The 18,067-nt window shown below is 44.4% G+C and carries 14 protein-coding genes; all 14 read right to left on the bottom strand.

Annotation, left to right across the window (positions count from 1 at the left end; all coding sequences use genetic code 11):
- Positions 1-128 precede the first annotated feature (128 nt).
- Positions 129-1,295: a response regulator gene (locus BM210_RS18470; RefSeq protein ID WP_091171177.1), complete on the bottom strand. Its 1,167-nt coding sequence runs from the start codon at positions 1,293-1,295 to the stop codon at positions 129-131.
- On the bottom strand, positions 1,292-3,184 hold the full coding sequence (locus tag BM210_RS18465; RefSeq protein WP_091171173.1) for a cache domain-containing sensor histidine kinase: 1,893 nt from the start codon (positions 3,182-3,184) through the stop codon (positions 1,292-1,294). The genes BM210_RS18470 and BM210_RS18465 overlap by 4 nt, the downstream gene beginning before the upstream one ends.
- A gap of 66 nt (positions 3,185-3,250) precedes the next feature.
- Positions 3,251-4,582, bottom strand: coding sequence for an extracellular solute-binding protein (locus BM210_RS18460; protein ID WP_091171171.1), 1,332 nt, complete (start codon positions 4,580-4,582; stop codon positions 3,251-3,253).
- Between the two features lie 289 nt (positions 4,583-4,871).
- Positions 4,872-4,994 (bottom strand): YjcZ family sporulation protein, encoded by a 123-nt coding sequence (locus BM210_RS35385; RefSeq protein ID WP_218184943.1) that lies wholly within the window; start codon positions 4,992-4,994, stop codon positions 4,872-4,874.
- Between the two features lie 101 nt (positions 4,995-5,095).
- Positions 5,096-6,745, bottom strand: a complete 1,650-nt coding sequence (locus BM210_RS18455) for a stalk domain-containing protein (RefSeq protein WP_091171168.1) — start codon at positions 6,743-6,745, stop codon at positions 5,096-5,098.
- A 214-nt stretch (positions 6,746-6,959) separates the two neighbouring features.
- The gene (locus BM210_RS18450; RefSeq protein WP_091171166.1) at positions 6,960-8,516 is read right to left on the bottom strand and encodes a 2-isopropylmalate synthase; all 1,557 of its coding nucleotides are present in this window, start codon (positions 8,514-8,516) and stop codon (positions 6,960-6,962) included.
- A 193-nt stretch (positions 8,517-8,709) separates the two neighbouring features.
- A complete protein-coding gene (gene ilvC, locus BM210_RS18445) occupies positions 8,710-9,702 on the bottom strand; it encodes a ketol-acid reductoisomerase (protein ID WP_091171164.1) in 993 nt (330 codons plus the stop codon).
- A gap of 156 nt (positions 9,703-9,858) precedes the next feature.
- Positions 9,859-10,347, bottom strand: a complete 489-nt coding sequence (gene ilvN / locus BM210_RS18440) for an acetolactate synthase small subunit (protein ID WP_091171161.1) — start codon at positions 10,345-10,347, stop codon at positions 9,859-9,861.
- On the bottom strand, positions 10,344-12,083 hold the full coding sequence (ilvB, locus tag BM210_RS18435) for a biosynthetic-type acetolactate synthase large subunit (RefSeq protein ID WP_091171158.1): 1,740 nt from the start codon (positions 12,081-12,083) through the stop codon (positions 10,344-10,346). The genes ilvN and ilvB overlap by 4 nt, the downstream gene beginning before the upstream one ends.
- Positions 12,084-12,501: 418 nt before the next feature.
- Positions 12,502-12,873 carry a GtrA family protein gene (locus BM210_RS18430; protein WP_091171156.1) on the bottom strand — a complete coding sequence of 124 codons (372 nt, stop codon included), beginning with the start codon at positions 12,871-12,873 and terminating at the stop codon, positions 12,502-12,504.
- On the bottom strand, positions 12,870-13,850 hold the full coding sequence (locus BM210_RS18425) for a glycosyltransferase (RefSeq protein WP_091171153.1): 981 nt from the start codon (positions 13,848-13,850) through the stop codon (positions 12,870-12,872). The genes BM210_RS18430 and BM210_RS18425 overlap by 4 nt, the downstream gene beginning before the upstream one ends.
- Positions 13,847-15,445: an ArnT family glycosyltransferase gene (locus BM210_RS18420; RefSeq protein WP_091171151.1), complete on the bottom strand. Its 1,599-nt coding sequence runs from the start codon at positions 15,443-15,445 to the stop codon at positions 13,847-13,849. The genes BM210_RS18425 and BM210_RS18420 overlap by 4 nt, the downstream gene beginning before the upstream one ends.
- A gap of 5 nt (positions 15,446-15,450) precedes the next feature.
- Complete coding sequence (locus BM210_RS18415) at positions 15,451-17,562, bottom strand: cyclic di-GMP-binding domain-containing protein, MshE-related (protein ID WP_371263503.1); 2,112 nt, start codon at positions 17,560-17,562, stop codon at positions 15,451-15,453.
- A gap of 224 nt (positions 17,563-17,786) precedes the next feature.
- Positions 17,787-18,035, bottom strand: a complete 249-nt coding sequence (locus BM210_RS18410) for a hypothetical protein (protein ID WP_091171145.1) — start codon at positions 18,033-18,035, stop codon at positions 17,787-17,789.
- Between the last annotated feature and the right edge of the window lie 32 nt (positions 18,036-18,067).

Here is an 18,067-nt window from a genome sequence, read left to right as displayed (position 1 = left end):
ATTAACACCTTCATTGTTATTGTAAGGGAACCCTCCAGCTTGGTATAGGACACAAAATAAAGGAGTTTGGTTTGTTTTTTCAATGTTATTTCTCGTTGCTTTGAACGGGCTTGACCTGAAATTTCCCCTTATGTGAGTCCACCTCGATATTCAGTTGGCGAACACTGATAATTTTTGCGGAATACTTGTGTAAAATGTCGCAGATCGTCGTAGCCTACGAGTTTAGCGACATCCGTGACTCTTAGACCCCGATTAGCAAGAAGCTCCTTGGCTCTTTCCATTCGAAGCTGTGTCACATAATCCTTATAGCCGATTCCTATCTTTTGCTTGAACAGTTGGCTAAAATAAATCGGATTTAAATACACAATGGATGCGACTTTTTCAAGTGACAAAGTGTCCTGAAAGTGCCCTCGAATGTATTGAAGAGCTATATTGACAGTTTCATCGTTTTTGCTCGCTGACGCATCCTTTTTCAAGGCGGAGAATCCGGTTAACTGTAAATTTTTAATTTCGTCGGGAATGGTGTGGAAATCCGTCAATAACCGACTAACAACCATCTGATACGGAACCTTTAAGCATTGGTCAAGATGAGTTCTTGCTCCCTCTTCAAACGCGCGGATTCCAGCATCCTCCCGAAGTGTCACGACACCCACCAGGATATTCCCTTCCAGGCTCACGATAAATCCGTTACCATTCATCTCAAACCACTCGGATAATACATTTTCGATTACAAAATGCTTTAAGGACACATCCTGATTCGTTTCCAATTGCACAAATACGAGATGAAATTGAGGATAGCTTTCAACAAAGCGCGATACGTCAAATCTGCCGATATCCAGTCCCCGCACCCAACGGCGAAAGACAGCCTCTCTCAAATAATTTAAATTTAAATGAATCAAATCCTTTTCCGATAAATCTCTCATTTCTTCTATCCATTCGTTTTCCAGCATAGAAATGATCTTGATCAACGGTTCCTTGCCTACCGGCTTTACCACATAATCCTTAACCCCTAAGCGTAGTGCTTCTTGTGCATAGGCGAACTTGGAATGGGCCGAAATAATCACCACTTTGGTGCCTAGGTGCGATTCTCGCAGGGCAGCCAACAGCTCCAGCCCATCCATAGCAGGCATCATAATATCAAGCAGCAGGATATGAATCCGTTCGCTCAGAAGTGTAATAATCGCTTCCTGACAGGATTCTGCAGTCATAATGTTCATATGAGGATATGCCTTATCGAGTGTCCTCTTAAAACCTTCACGAATCGACCTTTCATCATCCACAACAAGAATATTCATAACGCACCTCCGCTTCTAATAGGATCATTAACCATCGACACTGACTTACATTTAGGGAGCGCAATAGTAATGGTCGTCCCGCTGCCCTGTTCGCTTGCAATTTGCAGACCGTATGAGGCTCCGAATTTTAGCACAAGCCTACGATGCACATTCACCAAACCGATTCCCGCGCTGGCCGCTCCGACCGGATTTGTTTGCTCCATAATCCGATAATTTTTCTCTTCCTCCTCAAAGTGATGCATCTCAAGCAGCATTACTTTCTCAAGTGTTTTTTGCAAATCAATGAGCTTGGGATTGGGTATCCCGCTTCCATTGTCTTGAATTCGTATGAATAAATCCTGCTCGCTGATTTCCATATGCACGCAAATAAACCCAGATCGATCTAATTTTGAAAGGCCATGAACGACGGCATTTTCAATCAGCGGCTGGAGCGTCATTTTGGGAATCTGAACATGCAGCCACTCGTCAGGTATATCCAGGTGAATTTGCAAACGTCCTCCCGAGCGGGCTTGAATGATATGTAAATAATGATGGGTTTGATCCAATTCTTCTTGCAAGGTAACGTCAGAGTGATGCCATTCGCTGCTGTAGCGAAACATTTTCGAAAGCGCAAAAATGACATCCCCTAATTTATCATTTTTCGTGTCATCCAGTTCCCAATAAATCATATCCAATGTGTTATATAAAAAATGAGGGTTTACCTGTGATTGAAGTGCATAGAGCTGAGCATTTTTTTCGCTTGCTGTCACAATACGCACTCTATCAACGAGCTGTCTGATCCTGCTAACCATTTGGTTAAAGTTCGACACTAAATAATTCATTTCTTCAAAGGAGCGTATTTCGACAATCGTATTTAAATTCCCACGTTCTAGAGCCTTCATTTCACGAACCAGCCGAATAATAGGAGCTGAAATGGATCGTGACATAATAGTCGCCAGTATGACGGCGGCCAGTAGCAAAAGACAGAGAACGATTAGGAAATAACGATTCGCTTCTTGCAGCTGTACCTGAAAATTCGATTTGGGTGTGACACTGCCGATCGACCATTTCAAGTTGGGCTGATCCTCCATGACGATCAAATGGTCTGTTTCGGTCTGAGGAGTGAAGCGAGCTGCTTGTCTGTCAACTAACAAACGATCCATTTCCGGAGATAGCCCATGATCGGTTTCTCCCGTTTCAGCCAATATTTCGTTCCTATTAGGGACTTCCTGGTATCGCGGATCACGTAATGTCATGATAAAGGCTAAACTACCCGCCCCCATATGCAAATTGCTTAAAGTCGAGAGTATAGGTCGGGGACTTGCTTCAATAAGCAGCACGCCGATAGGCTCACGCGAATATAGATCGTATATAAGTCTACCGAATGAAAAGACCGGCTGCTCTTGTATGGTTAATGTTGGTTTTTTCATGCCAAACCATAACATCTCTCCTTGAGAATGGCGGATTTCATCGTACCATGCGCTTTCTACGAAATTAGACTCGTAGGGATGGGTTGCCGCTTCGTAGCTATACACTTTACCAGAATTAGTGATGATATGAATGCCAACCAGATCATTCCTGCTGTAAAATGCAGCCTCCAGTACATTAATAATCGTTCGGCTGTTGATGAGCTGCAGAGCTGGCGTCGTTTCGTCTTCTGTAAGAACCCTCTGCACGTCGGAGCTGGCTGTAATCGATTTGGTCAAACTGTTATAACCTTGTGCCAGCAAATTAAACGTATCAGCAGCTTGAGATACATTTTTCCTTGCAATTTCAGCAATTCTCAGACTCATTTGATTGGTGCTGTATGTATAAAATATGCTAGTTAATAACAGAACAAGGAATAGTGTAGAAAAGAGGAACCAAATGAACAATCTTACGCTGATGGTGTTCCAGCGAAACTTTTTCAATGAGAGGCCCCCTAAGAGTTTTCGTAGAAAACTTACTTCGTAAGCATAGAACACATCTACTCTATGTTATTTTCGTTTCGTATTGAGTTCCCAGGAAATCTGATGTTCTTTAGCCACTTCCTCAGCCTTCACATGCTGCACAAAAAGATTTTGCAATTGATCCAAATGAGTTTGAGCAACAGCTGGAATGATCACATTGTCAAAATTCATTTCTCCACCTTTAATATCCTTAAACATATTCAAGGTTTCGATTTGCAATTGCGAATAGCTAGCTGCTTTAAAGTCACCCTTCACTTTTTGACTGAGACCTACTGCCGCGTTCATCTTGAAAGCAACTGTCGGATAATTCATCATTAGATATTTCAAAAATTGTTTACTCTCTTGCAAATTCTTGCTTTTGGCAGATAACGTATATGCTGTTCCAGGAGCAATCATGAAGTCATTCGGATCGCCTTTACCCTCAACAGTAGGGAATTTCATGAACCCCACTTTCTCTTTATCTGGCCAGGTTTCTATCTTGGGAACCTCCCAGGTACCTATGTAATACATAGCGGCCCTGCCGCTTCGAAATAAATTGGAGGCTGTGTTAGAGTCGATAGACGTCACCCCTTCATCAAACGCACCAGCCTGAATCAAATTTTGCAGCTTCTGCACGGAATGAACAAACACAGGATCATTAAAATTTCTTTTATTAGTAATGACATCCTGCAAAAAACCGGGACCGCCGTTAAGTCGTTGGAGTATGTTCATAAACAAAAAAGAAGTTGTCCAACGGTCTTTTGCACCAATCGCTATGGGAGTGACCCCTTTTGCCCTGAGCTGCTTGGAGACCTCGATCAAATCCTCGAAGGTTTTGGGAAAGCTCAACCCCGCTTTAACAAAAATTTCTTTATTATAAAAGATACCGGCGATATTCAAATTATATGGGAGCGCATATACTTTTCCGTCAAACGTATAGTAGCTGAGCACACCGCTTTGAAATGTGGCTTTTAATTCTCCATCCAATACGTCGTCTAAAGGGGCTAATACCCCGCTGTCAACAAACGGCTTCATTTGAGCTCCCGGATTCACCATCGTAATATCGGCGACTTCACCGGAGGCAGCTTGTGCTTTGAGTTTATTTTTTTGCTGCTCCGTATTCAGACGATCGAATTCAATTTTAATATTGGGATGGATTTGCATGTAATCGTTAACAATTTTTTCTTCAATTATGTAAGCAGGGGAAGATTTTTCAGACTGAAGTGTTTGGAGCGACAGGGTAATTACACCTTGGTCAGACCTATGATCGGTTCCGAAACCCTGACCCATTGAAGAAGCATCATATTTGTTTCCGCAAGCCGCAACCATACTTGTCAGGGATACCGCCAGAAACAAAACTAAATACTTAGTGCTGTACATTCTTCAACTCTCCCTCTACATTCAGTTTGATTTCATTCTAAGCTTATCATTGCAGTATGGTATAGACATAAAAATAAAGAATTTATGTTTAATTTTTCAAGGTTAAGCTGCAACAAAAAGCATACCTCTCCCCTTTATTATACAAGAATAAATTCAGAAAACATGCTATATTTTCCTTAATTTTACACAAAATATCATATGAATAATACGTCAATCGCATTTCGATGATAAGCGAAGTACATAGAAAAGCCCCCGGTATCCCCAGGAGCTTTTACATACGTTATTAGGACTATAAACAACTGCGAGTGATGATGACCTGTAAAATGAATAATACTAAAATCACGCCTGTGCTCGTACGAAGACCGCCAACAACTGGACCCACTCCACAACCTGCTCCTGCTACCAAACCCATCGATTTCATCCTCCCCTCATACAGATCTAAGATAAGGTATATAGGTGGATATTGTTAAGATTGGGCGTACAAGCAGATTGAGTATTTGGATGGTGCCTGGACTAGTATGTGATTTTTACCGTCCGGGTTGCCTCCATATAATCGACTTTTGCACCTAATACCTCTGCCAATAGACGAACAGGTACCATTGTGCTTTCTCCAATCAGTTTTGCCGGTGTGTCTGTTTGCCCGGTTGCTCCGTTCAGCTCATACTCGTTTTTTGTTGTATACAATGTGACTTTCAAACCCTTCTTCGTATACACGGCTGCACGTAATTGATCGTTCCACTCCACGTTGGCCCCTAGAGCTGCAGCCAAATCGCGAATATATAAATAAGAGGACCCATCCACGATAACAGGCGACAGATTCATCGGAAAGTCAATCCCATCAACCTTATAGCTGCTGGCATTCAACCCAAAGCTGGCTGTGTGCGCAATCGGATTCAGTGTGAGGTATGCCTGCTTGTACTCCGCTGCATTTTGGTGCAGCTTCTTCTTGCCGATTTGAGCGGCAGGCTCCGTTGTAAAATCCCATTCCTTGACTTCCGTCTTCGTGCTGCCATCGCGATGAGTCACTTCAAGATTAAGCTTCACATGGTAGGTCGAATCCGACTGCAGCGGTTGGCGAGGCAGGACCATGACTCCGTTAGACAGATCACTATCGTTGTCTGGTGTATTCATCAGCAGAGCAACTGGAGTTTTATTGCTGTCTACTAGCTCTGCGCCAAGAAGCTTAACCTTCTTCACTTCAGAACCGTAATATTGTGCCATGATCGGATATCCTACAGGATATACCTCGCTCTGATGAATTCGCAATGGATCGGGCTGTTCATCACCATTAAACGAGGTAGGCACATACCTATCCCCTGCAGCGGGTGATGTGACAAGTGCGTCAGGAGTGTCCGACTCTGAACTAAATTCAATAATCGTATAATCGCCTACCTTGCCAACCCCCACCTCTTTAATATAAGGGTTCAGAAACGGATTCCTATGGTAAGGAGCATCAAATAAAACATCAATGACTTGACTAATGGGACCGGAATAGTAAGCCGCATCTTCACCTACAGCAGATGTGTAACCAAAGTAAGCGCCGCGCTCCAATGGTGTTTTACCAAAAAAGCCTTTTTTGGACGAGTTCTCTTCATGTAAACTGTCCATACTATCTTGGCTTTGCTGAATTTTATTGTCATATAAATATTTGGCATGCGCTGTAGCGCTGGCATTCAAGCGACCATTCATCTTTACGGTAGGCAATCCATAAAGCACCCGGTAATCATTGAGCGCAGCGAATCCGTCCAACTGCTCCGGGTCCGCGGCAGTAAAGTCGCTTATCGCATTCTCTGCGACCGTAAAAGTCCATGATACATCGATGGGCTGAAATCCTGTATAAGCAATCGACATCCGCACCTTTTGAGTACCTCGCTTCAAATTATAATCAGGCGTGAAAGTGAACGTACCTTTAGCCTTATCATAAGATGCTGCCACAGGCTCACCATTCAAATACATCGTGTACACGGGTATGGCCGTCAGGGTCGTATCAAAATAGAAGGTGATCGTCGGCTTGGTTACGCCTACGATATTTTGAGGAGCTGTCTCATAACCGTATGAGGCAGCATGAGCATGCTGTAAGGGAAATGCCAGGCTGGCACAGGTAGTGAACAAAACCAGGGAAAGCAGCAGCATATATTTAAAAAGATTCGTTTTTGGTTGCAAGGTACAATTCCTCCTCCAATGTATCTATGTGGATTCGACATTCTGTACTCATCCAATTCGGCAATGATAAAAAGAATCCTGCTTTTAAATATTTCCATGGGCTCGCTATAACTGACTTGAGCCGTATAACAAATAAACACTCTGCTGCATGCCATAGGGCGCTGCAGCAGAATGTTATGAGATCTGTTTGCTGTTAGTGATTACCTACTGAACTTTAAATCAAGGTTACATTATCACGGCTGTTCCGTGTGCGGGCAGGCGTTTTGCGTTTTTCAATCAATCGGTTAATGGCATCAAGATATGCCCGGGCGCTCGCTTCGAGAATATCTGTACTGACCCCGCGGCCCTGAACAGAGTAATCTCCCTGACGCATCAGAACGTGAACCTCGCCCAGTGCATCCTTGCCTTGGGTAACCGATTTGATCGAATAATCTTCCAATTCAACCTCTTCCTTGGTTACCTTATCAATAGCCTTGTAGATCGCATCAACTGATCCGTTGCCAACAGCTGCCTCTTCCACAGCGCCGCCATCCAAGGTAGTGACACGAATAGTAGCCGTTGGCACCGATTGATTGCCATAAGATAGCTGAAGGTTATCCAGAGCGAATACTTCCGGTGTTTCGATCAGCTTTTCTTCGATCAATGCACGGATGTCTTCGTCTGATACTTCTTTCTTTTTGTCGGCTAAATCTTTGAATTTAGAAAACGCGACATTCACTTGATCGTCCGACAGCTCATAGCCGATATCAATCAGCTTTTCACGGAATGCATGACGGCCGGAATGTTTGCCCAGCACAAGCGTGCTTTCTTTCAGACCGATCATTTCAGGCGACATAATCTCGTAGGTGGTCTTTTCCTTAAGCATGCCATCCTGATGAATACCCGATTCATGAGCAAAGGCGTTAGCCCCTACTATCGCTTTATTGCCAGGTACAACCATACCCGTCAGCTTGCTGACCAGACGGCTTGTGCGGGCAATTTCTCCGAGAACCAGTGAAGTTTTCGCTTGAAAGAAATCCTGGCGCGTTTCCAGTGCCATAGCAACTTCCTCCAGTGAGGTATTGCCGGCACGTTCTCCGATACCATTGATCGTTCCTTCAATTTGATCAGCGCCATTCAGTACAGCTGCTAATGCATTCGCAGTAGCCATCCCCAAATCGTCATGGCAATGTGCACTCAATTGAATCTTTTCAATATCCGGCACATTCTCCTTTAACACTTTGAAAATATTGCCGAACTCACTCGGATTCAGATAACCAACCGTGTCCGGAATATTGACAACCGTTGCACCTGCACGAATCGCCATAGCCGTAACCTCACATAGGAAGTCTAGCTCTGTACGGCCTGCATCCTCAGGTGAGAATTCGATCTTGTCAAAATATTTCTTTGCATAACGGATGGCCTTATCTGCCGTTTCCAACATCTGTTCTTTACTCATCTTCAGCTTATACTTGCGGTGGATAGGAGAGGAAGCCAAAAACAAATGCAGACATGGGTCTTGAGCACCCTTCAGTGCCTCACGCACGGCATCAATATCCTGCTCACGGGAACGAGCTAAACCGATTACTGAAGCATTCTTAATTGCACGAGCTACTGCGTTCACACCCGCCAAGTCACCGGGAGATGCCGCAGGAAATCCAGCTTCAATTCGATCGACACCCAGCCTTTCTAGCTGCTGCGCGATTTCCAGCTTCTCCTGCACGTTCAGGTTCACGCCTGGGGATTGCTCTCCATCTCTTAGCGTCGTATCGAATATATAAATTTTTCTCATGGGTGGTCACCTCCTAAGCATTTTTGAAGAAAATTGACATCGTAAGCATCAACCGACCATTTTGAACATGCTCTTTAAGCAGAAAAAGGTACGGCCCGAAGCTGAGAAAACCGGTGGATTTACCTCCGTGAATATTCCCATTATCTTCAAGCCGACCTCAGTTATCTGTATATGCCAATCAACAAACGATTACTTACTTTTTAATCCAGTGCATCAATTCGCGCAATTGGGAACCGACTTTTTCAATCGGGTGCTCGGACTCAATACGACGAGTTGCCGTCAAGAACGAACGACCGGATTGGTTTTCCAAGATGAAATCGCGAGCGAATTTACCTTGTTGGATGTCAGTCAATACACGCTTCATTTCTTTCTTCGTTTCTTCAGTCACAATACGAGGTCCGGTTACATAGTCACCGTACTCAGCTGTGTTGGAGATGGAATGTCTCATAGTAGCCATTCCGCCTTCATACATCAAGTCAACGATCAGCTTCAACTCGTGCAAGCACTCGAAGTAAGCAATCTCAGGCTCATAGCCAGCTTCAACCAGCGTTTCAAAGCCAGCTTTAACCAATGCAGTTGTACCGCCACAAAGTACTGCTTGCTCACCGAACAGATCCGTTTCAGTTTCTTCACGGAATGTAGTTTCGATAAGTCCTGCGCGTGTGCAGCCAATACCTTTTGCGTAAGCCAGACCAAGATCTTTGGCTTTACCGGAAGCATCTTGATAAACCGCGATTAATCCAGGAACGCCAAAGCCCTCTACGTATACACGGCGAACCATGTGACCCGGGGATTTAGGTGCAACCATGAATACATCTTTATCAGCTGAAGGAACAATTTGTCCAAAATGAATGTTGAAACCGTGTGAGAATACGAGCGCAGCGCCCTTTTTCAGGTTTGGTTCAATTTCATTGTTGTACGTGCTAGCTTGTGTTTCATCCGGCAAAAGGATTTGTACTACATCTGCCAATTTAGTAGCTTCGGCAACTGTAAATACTTCAAAGCCGTCATTTTTTGCTTGATCAAACGATTTACCTGGACGAAGTCCGATAACAACTTTCAGACCGCTGTCACGCAGGTTTTGCGCTTGTGCATGGCCTTGGCTTCCGTAACCGATGATTGCGATTGTTTTACCTTTTAGTGCGCCTAGATCAGCGTCTTTTTCATAATACATTGTAACTGCCATGGATATGATTGCCTCCTTTAATTTAAAACCCTGTGAGTGGGCGATCAAACGGACAATCCGCTGCAAATCACGCGCCGCCCAATCAAGTCATCCACTTGATCCCCCACTCACAAAGTTGTTTTCTTTTAATTTATATAATTTAATCTATATAACCAACTACTTGACGATCCCGCGAACCATAGCCGTAATACCTGTTCTTGAAAGCTCACGAATACCGTAAGGCTTCAACAGCTCAGCCATAGCTTCGATCTTAAGAGCATCCCCTACAACCTGAATAATTAATGAAGATGGACTAATATCGACAACCGATGCACGGAACGTTTCCACTAATCCGAAAATTTCCGGACGCAAGCTAGGATCTGCATTGACTTTGATCAAGGCCAGCTCGCGTGCAACCATCGGGTTGGAGCTCAAATCAATAACTTTAATGACATCAATCAGCTTATACAGCTGCTTGGAAACTTGCTCCAAAGTTTTATCGTCTCCGGTTGTCACAATAACCATGCGCGATAAGCCCTGCTCCTCGGCTTCACCTACGGAGATACTTTCAATGTTAAAGCCTCTACGTCCGAACAAGCCGGATACACGCTGCAGTACGCCTGGTTGATTATTCACTAAAACGGATATCGTATGTTTGTGATTCATTCCGAATCCCCCATTATCATTTGATCTATCGTCGAGCCTTGTGTAACCATTGGATACACGTTCTCATCCCTGCGGACGAAAAATTCGACGAGTACCGGACCTGGGGTGTCCAGTGCTTCCTGCCACATGCTTTGGGCTTCCTCTTTATTCGTTGCCCTCAAGCCCTTAACACCGTATGCTTCGGCAAGTTTGACAAAATCAGGACTGCCTGCCAGATCAATGTGACTGAACCGGTTGCCATGAATGATTTCCTGCCACTGGCGTACCATACCCAACACCTGATTGTTGATTACAACAATTTTAACAGGTATTTGGTTAATTGCACAAATCGCCAGTTCCTGCGAACACATCTGCATACCGCCATCCCCATTAATGGATACAACCATTCGATCCGGGTTAGCTATCTGAGCGCCAATCGCTGAAGGGAATCCGAAGCCCATAGTGCCCAAACCTCCGGAGGTGATCCAAGAGCGCGGCTTGTTGAATTTATAGTATTGAGCGGCCCACATTTGGTGCTGTCCTACGTCTGTCGTTACAATCGCGTCACCGTTTGTTGTTTTATGAATCATCTCGATGACATATTGGGGCTTAAGCTCTGTATCCGAATCAATATAGCGTAGCGGGTGATTGGCTTTATCCGCTTGGACATGCTCGATCCACGCAGAGGATTGTGACTTCTTCGCTTTTAGGTTAGCAAGCTGCAGGACAGCCTTGATATCACCAACAACAGGGATATGGGTTTCTACAATTTTACCGATTTCCGCAGGATCTACGTCGATATGAACAATCTTCGCTTTTGGAGCAAATCCGTTTACCTTCATCGTTACCCGGTCATCGAACCTTGCACCGATCCCGATGAGCAAATCGCAATTTTGCAGCGCATGGTTAGCCGCGTATGTTCCGTGCATGCCCGGCATCCCCAACCAAAGAGGATTTGCGCTTGGAAAACCACCTAATCCGAGCAGCGTAGTCGTAACCGGAATTTGTGTTTTTTCAACAAACTCCAGCAGTTCCTTGGACGCATCCGCGTACACAACACCGCCGCCTGCCAAAATCATAGGACGCTCAGCTTCAGCAATCGCCTCCAGCATCCGGTCCACCTGCAGCTTGTTCGGCTGAACAGTCGGATGATAACCGCGAATTTCTACCTTATCCGGATAATAAAACGGTGCCTCTGCATTGGAAACATCCTTGGGGATATCGATCAATACCGGACCTCTACGTCCTGTAGAAGCGATGTGGAATGCCTCTTTAATGACACGCGGCAAATCCTTTACATCCCGAACCAGATAGCTGTGCTTCGTAATCGGCAGTGTAATCCCTGTGATATCCGCTTCTTGGAAAGCATCCGTTCCAATCACAGCCGTAGATACATTACCTGTTATAACGACGAGCGGCACCGAGTCCATATAAGCAGTGGCAATTCCCGTAACCAGGTTCGTAGCTCCAGGTCCGGAAGTCGCGATACAGACACCCACCTTGCCGGTAGAACGCGCATAGCCGTCTGCTGCATGAATAGCTCCTTGCTCATGACGGGTTAACAAATGCTTGAAATCAGAATTGCCGTGCATGGCATCATAAATATATAATACGGCTCCACCGGGGTAACCAAAGACGCAATCCACTTCCTCCAATAGCAGGCTGCGAAGCAGCATTTCCGATCCTGTAATTACATCCGGCTGAAGCAGTTCCTTGTGCAGTTGTTCTTTTGACTTTTTGGTTGTTTGAACGATCATGATTTGTCCTCCTCTCGTATATTGAAAATACCTAAAAACCCCTTTCATCCCAAACGCCAAATAGAGCGCCTGAAGGGACGAAAGGGGTTCTAATCTTCCGTGGTACCACCCAGAGTTTGTTACTTGCCTCACAGCAAATAACCTTAGCAGGTACGCAGCAAATTAAATATAGCTGTTATACCTTCAGCACGATAACGTGTGCTATTCCGTTTTTCCCTAATAGCTATGCTCTTGAATCCAATGAACATACTTTTCAGGAAAACAGCTCCGAGGTGAGCTCGTACATAAGGGATTAATGGCATTGGTTTCAGCAAATCCGCTGCTCTCTGGATCATAAGGGCCCTTATAACTTCGTCCTCATCATTGCAGTTACATCTGTTGTACTTTTACAATATTATATGCCGAATCGTTGTAAGAGTCAAGTACGGAAGGTCCAATAATAGTTAAATAAAAAATTGGAGGCAGGAACCGCCACAACGACCAAACATTGTCCGAGCAAATAATTCCAGTGCATCCATTCCACAACTGCATACATAATACCGCTATTGAGCAGCAGCCCTGTTAGGGACACGACCGTATATTTCACAAATGGCTTCCAGCCTGATGGCGTGTCCTGAAATGTCCACCATTTATTAAGCACATACGAAATAAACAGGACGAGCAGAAAACCAAGCGTAGAACTTGTAACAGGCTGAATACCGAATGCTTCAACCAAGACATACAAGGAAATAAAATGAATCAACGTTCCTAACAAGCCTACGATCCCATACTTCAACAAAAGTTTCTTCATAAAGCTTTGCTTACCTTAAAGCCCAATTCATCTGGCACTTCTGTGCTGTTGATTTTTTGACTGACCAAATATCGCGGCCTCCCCTTTACCTCATTGTAAATGGATGCGATATACTCGCCAATGATACCGAGCGATATCATGATCACGCTGCCCACAACAAGCAGCAGCAGGATGACCGTTGTAAATCCAGTCACAGCATCGCCAACAAATTTTTGATATAACGTCTGGATACCTAGTATAAGAGCACCGAACAGAAAAGCAAATCCAAACAGGCTGACAAAACGCAATGGAATTGAGGAAAACGAAACAACGGCACTAACTCCAAGTCTAAGCAGGCTATGAAACGGCCACTGGGTTTTTCCGCCTGCACGCTCCGCCACCTCGAATGGAATCTGCGCCTTTTCATATCCCAACCAAGCTGTCATGCCACGAAAAAACATGTTCCGCTCAGGCATCTCCCGCCATGCTTGAATAACCTTTTGATCCAGAAGCTTGAAATCTGAAGCACCGCTCAGGTCGAATCCGGACAAGCGATTCAGCACTTTATAGAAAATGGCAGAGCTCAGTGATTTGTTCAATGATTCCTTTCCACGATCTACCTTGACACACTCTACGATATCCTTACCTTCTTCACGCCATAAACGAATCATTTCAATTAATAAGGAAGGGGGATGCTGCAGATCGGAATCCATAACGATTACAGCTTGTCCACTCGCATGCTCCAAACCAGCGCACAAAGCAAGCTCCTTACCGAAATTACGGCTCAAACGAATGCCTGTAAAATGCGCTGATTGCTCACGCACCAATGTCAACTGCTGCCACGTGGCATCTTTGGAGCCATCATCAATAACAATAATTTCATAAGAATAAGTAATTCTCTTTAACTCTTCCTCAATTAATTGCAAAGAATGAGCAATGTGAACGGCCTCATTGTAAACTGGGATCACTACAGATATTTCCGGAATGGGCTGATTCATTTATTTCCACCTCCGTCTACTGGCCGAATAATTTTATACAATCTCCACTTGCCTCCGAATTCCTTATACAACTGTGTCCATGAGGTTCCTTTTTCGTAAAAATTAAGATAGGTTGTGTTATCTGCACTGAGCGCTGAGCTTTTGTCAGGCTTCGGACTGAGAATAAAATCCACTCCGGTACCCACCGGATCCTTCAGAGAAGCTCTAAACGCGAAATCACTGGTTATTAAAAATTTATTGGGTGCCTTGCTATTCAGAATAATGGCATATGCGGAATAGGAATCCATCAGAATATTGTAGCCGTCGAGCTCTTCATCCAAATAGGCAGCAATTTCTTTCTCCACCTGTTGACCAACAGCATACTCCTTAGCATGCAGAAATTTATTCTCATCTGGAGCAATCACGGGGCTCATTAAAGCTTGAGTCAGGATATAACCGCTTATTATCATGCCAACCAACACAATACTGTAATTGACAACAGATCGCTTAACACGAGACAGCTCGTAAGGCAGCCATGCTACTGTGATCGGTAATACATACATGAAATATCGGAACCAACCGTAGGAGGTTCCTTTCATCAACAGCAGAAATTGCAGCGCAATAATGGAAGCATACAAACAAAGGAGCACGACAAAATCCCACACTAACCATCGTCGGTTCCACAACCTGAGCACAATGATGCTTACTAAAGGAATGGAGTAATACATCGTCTTTTTGGCTACAAATAGGAGACCCAGCAGTGGATTGCCTTGCATATCAAGGAACTGCTGATCCGTGCCAAGTCCCTGGGCCTGTGCAACGTTAGAGTATTCAGAATTCAAAAAATAGAGGGCATTGTCCATAATCAGGTAGTTCAGCCAAATCCACATCAATCCTGAATAAATCACAGGGGCAAGCATCAACGCCCACGTACCCTCTATTTGAAATAATTTAAACCTCAGATTACGCTCCATTTGTTGCTCGGCTTTCGAATCACTGGCAGGAATCCAGAATACAATCAATATGACAGCCAGCGCCAAAGCTGCTCCAAGCGGCACAGCTTCATACCTCGTCCAAAAGGCTAACGCCAGCATAAAGCTTATTCTAATCAGGCTTCCTACCCGTCGACCCTGAATCCAATGGCACAAGTGGATAACTGCCGACATGATAAAATAAATAAAAGGAGCATCGCTTAGCCCATTGGCGCCGAATAAAAATATGAATGGATTACAGCTGAAGGAAAGACTCAGTACAACCGCAAACCAGCGAGACAAGCCAAACTCCACAGCGGCACGAGCTAACATTACCGCAGTCAACCCTGCAAATAAGCTGCTCATAATCACACCAGCCAAAGCTGAAGAGGCAAGCTCTGGAAACCAAGGATACGGCAGCAGGAGTAAGAGCTCCATCAAGCTGGGCAGCGGGTTCCACACAAAACCTATGGCTCCCAAATGCGGGTCACGGCTGTACAATACATAGAATGCATTCGCTACACGGCTCATGGAGTCGGAATGTACATAACCTATAACATGACTGACGTAATAGCCCGCAGAAAACTCCAGCGTAAACAACAGAAGAAACAATACCCAATATACACTTCTATGCATGCTAGGCATTGCCTCTACCTCCCATCCTGAATCGTATTATTGGCTGGTAATGTACGGGGAGGGGCTTTAGACAAGCCATGGGTAGTTTTCTCCCAATAGAATGGCTTGGTAATTAACTGCCACGCAGCTTTAACTGCCGCTAAACTCATGAGCACCCAATAAGCAGGAGTTAAGAGCGCATATTTAACAAGACTGTAAGAGAAAACATTTTCCTTACGCTGCTCTAAATCATGAATAACCCAATATATACCTGCCACATTACCAAATACGAATAAAAAGTTTCCTATTAAAAACTCCATAGAAGCTAGATAATAAATCGGGCCAGGGAAAAATTGCGGTATCCATTGTGCCTTCCATGCATACCACATTACGATCATAACCCAGTAAAACGGGTTGAGAAGCGGCAACATGGGTGTGGCCAACACCATAACTTGAAACCCCATAAAACCTTTTAAACCAAGCTCTTTATACAAACGGAATGGATTGCGCATATGAACGAGCCATGTCTGCATATAGCCTTTAATCCAGCGTGAGCGCTGCCGAATCCAGTTACCTACACGACTGTTGGCTTCCTCCCATGTACGGGAATCTACGATAGCGGTCGTATAACCCGATTTGTATAGGCGGATACCTAAGTCTGCATCCTCGGTCACGTTATAAGGGTCCCACGCATTAATTTCCTTTAGAACCTTCATTTTAAAATGATTGGAAGTCCCACCCAAAGGGATTGGGATATTCAATTGCATTACACCAGGTAGCAGAAGCTCAAACCACATGCTGTATTCGTGAGTAAACCATCGAGTCAGCAAATTCTGATCACTGTTAAAATAATTCAGCTTTGCTTGAATACAAGCGCAATTATCTGCATTTTTGACAAAAGCCGCATGAACCTTTTTAAGCTGATCCGAATCGGGGCGATCCTCGGCATCATAGATAACGACATATTCACCACGTGCACGGATTAAACCATAGTTGCAAGCTTTAGGCTTCGTTTTGGGCAGGCTGTGCGGGACCACAATCGTCGTATAATAAGGAGGCAGGTTCATTTCCTTCAATAGCAGTTGGGCTTCCACATCGTCCTGTTCAATCAGAAGCCTTACGTCAAGCTTGGATTTTGGATAATCAATCTGCTCTATGTTATCCAGCAAATGCGGGATAACCTCACTCTCCTTATACATAGGAACAAGAATGGTATACACCGGTAGCGTTCGTTCATCAATAACGTCAATCTCTTCCTTGGTAAACCGCATCTGGGCATTATTGCGTGTTCCAAACATGACGATCATAAATTTAAATACAGTCATTGAAAAATAAAAAATTTGTACAGCCACATTCATGAAAATCAAGGTATGATACCAATCGATTACTAGACTTACAAGGAATACAAAGAGACAAATCACGGCTGTCGTTAATTGAGGCTTGGTAAAGGTAACATGTGCCGAATTTTGCGGCTGCTCATTAACCAGCTTCTGGGTACTTTCTACCATCAGCTCGGATGGATAGACTTCCTTCCAAAAAAACTCCATCTCATCACGAGTTGCCAGAACCTGCTCAATTGGCATGCCGAGTAGTTCCTCAATCTTGGCGGTCACGTCATCCGACAAAGGCCCCCCTACAGCAACCAAAAAACGATTTAAATCCTTATTAATGACCACTGCATCATATTGTCTGGCCAAAGCCTCCGGCAGCTTGTTAAGCGTATCCTCAAATGTATACTCGGTTCCGATGCGTCCAAGATTGTTTTGCGTTGCAATCTCACGGTACAGCTTCTCAGGATCGATAGAACGCAGGGACATCAGAATATCACCCAGCATTCCGCCGCTTTTCCGTTGAATACCTAAGGCTTCATTGAGCTGGTGTTGAGTAATGGCACCCGTTTCGACGAGCATATCGCCCAAACGGCCTTTTTGCGATTGCTGGCTAATAATGGCTCCAACAAGCTCTTTCGTGGTGAACCCCATTTCTACAACAAGATCACCCAGACGGCCACCAAATGTTTTCTGTCGTTCCATAGCCTGACTCAATTGCTCCTGAGTGATCAATCCCTCAACAACCAGTAAATCGCCCAGACGCAGCTTTTGTTTGGCCTGATCTTCGTAAGATGGCTTAAAGCTCTTCCGTCCCATGATGCTTAGCTTCTGAGAAATAAGCTGTTCTATGAACTGTTCGCGGTCCTCAATTTCCTTTTGCAAATATTGTTTCTGACGTATAAGCTCTTCCAACTGAACCTTTCTTCGCTTTTCTTCCTGGTCATGATGCTTTCTAAGCTTGGACAACTGCTCATCCATTTCTTTAATTCGTTCGTTGGTCCAGCTTTTACGGAGGCCCAGCCAAGCTAAACCGAGTGCTTTTACTGGTTTCGTTGAATCCATTGTTTTAAACTCATTTCCATTTGTTCGAGTTCAAGGGCCTTCTTTTTCAAATTATCCACATCATTAAGCAGCTCTGTGCTTTGAATCATATAGGCCTGATGATCTTCCCGACGTCGTCTCTCCAGAGATTTGATTTCCAGTTGCAGAGAATGGATATAGGCTTCTACTTTTACAGGATCATACCCGATCAGGGATCTCTTTTCTCTTGCAACAGCTCTCTCTTTCATCGTAGTCATCCACCTCCGGCTAAAGTCTCTAT

Origin of the sequence: Paenibacillus sp. 1_12, assembly GCF_900114475.1 — a bacterium.
In the GTDB taxonomy this organism is placed as follows: Bacteria; Bacillota; Bacilli; order Paenibacillales; family NBRC-103111; genus Paenibacillus_S.
This window is presented reverse-complemented; position numbering and strand designations above follow the sequence as displayed.